The organism is Kitasatospora sp. SC0581, assembly GCF_048159585.1.
Lineage (GTDB): Bacteria > Actinomycetota > Actinomycetes > Streptomycetales > Streptomycetaceae > Kitasatospora.
This window is the reverse complement of the sequence record NZ_JBLRWA010000265.1, coordinates 1-349: the sequence shown is the minus strand read 5'-3', so window position 1 is coordinate 349 and position 349 is coordinate 1. Positions and strand designations below refer to the sequence as shown.

Genomic DNA, 349 nt, shown 5'->3' with positions numbered 1-349 from the left:
CCCGCCGAATTAACACCGGCTGTACTCACGGCGTGCCGTGTTGCGGGCAAACCCTTGGTGTGAGCATCTTCAAGCACGCGCCCGAACGGCCGGCGGCGCTGACCGAGTGCCACGCGGACGCGATCGACTCCACGGCTCGACTGCACTCGAAGACGTGCGACTTTGGCAACCCGATGACGCCGACGTCCACGGTGGACAACGCGAGAGCCCGCGGTGGTGCCTTCGAGTGTTTGGTATTGGCGGACTCGACCGTCGTGCTCAGCATGACCAAGGGTATCGAAGCGATTTCTGATCACCGGGTATCGGCGGTCACTGACCGGCAGCGAGCCGACATGGCAGCAGAGTTGTA

At 63.3% G+C, this 349-nt stretch carries 1 pseudogene; it reads left to right on the top strand.

Features of this window, described 5'->3' with window-relative positions:
* Positions 1-59: 59 nt before the first annotated feature.
* Positions 60-349: pseudogene (locus tag ACLWS4_RS38045) on the top strand (integrase); the annotation flags it as partial.